We start from the raw sequence: 2,151 nt of genomic DNA on the forward strand, positions 1-2,151 counted from the left end.
ATCAAGAAGCGGGCGCCGGTGACGGCACGGCGGCCGCCGGTCGGCGCATCGCCGGGCACGCTGATCGCCGACCCGGCGGCGCGGCGCAGCGAACTGCGACTGACGCTGATGTCGCCCGACAAATTCGAGACGATCGAAGATGCCAGCATCGACGATGTCAAAGCCAATTGCGACACATGGCCGGTCATCTGGCTCGACTGTACCGGTCTCGCCAACATCCCGCTGATCGAGGAGATCGGCCGGATTTTCAGCCTGCACCCGCTGGCGCTGGAAGATGTCGTCAACACCGGCCAGCGGCCGAAGGTGGACTTCTTCGAGGACCATGCCTTCGTCGTCGTCAGGATGATCGACGACGTCACCGCGCATCGTTACGAGCAGATCGCCGTTTTCTTCGGCAAGAACTTCGTCGTCACCTTCCAAGAGCGGGAAGGCGATCCGTTCGATCCCGTGCGCAAGCGCATCGAAAGCTCGATGCCCAACCGGTTGCGCGCACGCGGCGCAGACTATCTCGCCTATGCGTTGATCGATGCCATCGTCGACAGCTATTTCCCGCCGATCGAGACTGCCGGCGAATTGGTCGACAGCATCGAGGACCAGATGCTGCGCGCGGCGGACAAGCACCAGATGCGGCGGCTTCACGAGTTGCGGCGCGACGCCAATGTGCTGAAGGGGGTGCTTTGGCCGATGCGCGATGCGCTGGCCACGCTGATCCGCAACGACGTGCCCTATGTGAAGGCCGAGACCAAGGTTTTCCTGAACGACACGCTCGATCACTCGCTCAGGCTCATCGAACTGGTCGAAACCCAGCGCGATATGCTGACCGGCCTGATCGAGATGCATCTTTCGCTGAGCCAGGCGCGCACCAGCGACGTCATCAGCGTCCTGACGATCGTTTCGGCAATTTTCATCCCGCTCACCTTTCTCGTCGGCGTCTGGGGCATGAACTTCGACCCCGAAAGCTCGCCATGGAACATGCCGGAGCTGAAGGCCCAATACGGCTATCCGGCGGCGCTCGTGTTCATGGCCCTTATCGCGCTCGGGCTTGTCGCCTTCTTCAGATGGAAGAAATGGCTTTAGCGGAAGGGGAAATCTTCGTTTGTGCAGCAAGAAGCCGGCTTGTGAATTGGGCTGGTGTTTTCTGGGGAATTGCACTATATGCGCCGCAGCATCGTGCAATGACACGTTGCTTGTACCGGCCCCTGCTGGACGACATCCCGGCCGAGGGCGTCCCGTTTCCTCAAACAGATAAGGAAAAACACGATGTCGATTACTGCCGAGCGCAAAAAAGAATTGATGGGTGAATTCGCAACCGCCAAGGGCGATACCGGGTCTCCGGAAGTCCAGGTGGCCATCCTTTCCGAGCGCATCAAGAACCTGACCGACCATTTCAAGGACCACAAGAAGGATAACCATTCCCGCCGTGGTCTGCTTGCTCTCGTCTCCCAGCGCCGCAGCCTGCTTGATTATCTCAAGCGTAAGGATGACGCGCGCTATCAGACGCTGATCGAGAAGCTCGGTCTGCGCCGTTGACGAATTGACCGGCGGGTTCTTTCGAGAGCCCGCCGGTCGCGCATTGGAGCATCGGATTTATCCGGTGCTCCAATCAGAAAGTAGGGCGCCGTGTGTCACCTGGACGCACAAAGGGACGCTCTGAAAATTGAATTTGCGCATGGTGCCTTCCGAAGGCCGCGGTTTTCGGGATCATGCGCAAGGCCAGTCGGATCGATTGGCCAGACCCGGTTTCGAAATAGCACAGGGCCTTTCGAAACCGCCCATGGACGGTCATGGGGCAGGATTGCAGGACGCTCGCGCGGCAATCGCGCCGGATTTACCCGAGCTTCCCGTTGTCTTGCCCGTGGCTGCCCGAGAAACGAAGCCAAGGGGAAGGGGCATTCGCGCACGGTGAAACGGCGCGGCCCTTTCCGCATATGAAGGACAAGACATGTTCAATCACCACAAAGTGGAAATCGAATGGGGCGGCCGCCCGCTCATCCTCGAAACCGGCAAGATCGCGCGCCAGGCTGACGGCGCAGTGCTCGCCACCTACGGCGAAACCAAGGTTCTCGCCACCGTCGTTTCGATGAAGGAGCCGAAGCCCGGCCTCGATTTCTTCCCGCTGACCGTCAACTACCAGGAAAAGACCTATGCCGC

3 protein-coding genes are annotated in these 2,151 nt (G+C 60.0%); all 3 read left to right on the forward strand.

Annotated features, from left to right (window positions below; translation table 11 throughout):
- On the forward strand, positions 1-1,077 hold the full coding sequence (corA, locus tag E5W87_RS10640) for a magnesium/cobalt transporter CorA (protein ID WP_292396769.1): 1,077 nt from the start codon (positions 1-3) through the stop codon (positions 1,075-1,077).
- Between the two features lie 183 nt (positions 1,078-1,260).
- Positions 1,261-1,530 (forward strand): 30S ribosomal protein S15, encoded by a 270-nt coding sequence (gene rpsO, locus E5W87_RS10645; protein WP_006337962.1) that lies wholly within the window; start codon positions 1,261-1,263, stop codon positions 1,528-1,530.
- Between the two features lie 412 nt (positions 1,531-1,942).
- Positions 1,943-2,151, forward strand: a 209-nt coding sequence (locus tag E5W87_RS10650) for a hypothetical protein (protein ID WP_292396795.1), incomplete at its 3' end; no start/stop codon positions are given.

Source organism: Mesorhizobium sp., from assembly GCF_004962925.1.
Lineage (GTDB): Bacteria > Pseudomonadota > Alphaproteobacteria > Rhizobiales > Rhizobiaceae > Mesorhizobium.

Coding starts and splice junctions, on each gene's coding strand:
- rpsO (WP_006337962.1), top strand. CDS start 1,261: ATGTCGATTACTGCCGAGCGCAAAAAAGAATTGATGGGTGAATTCGCA.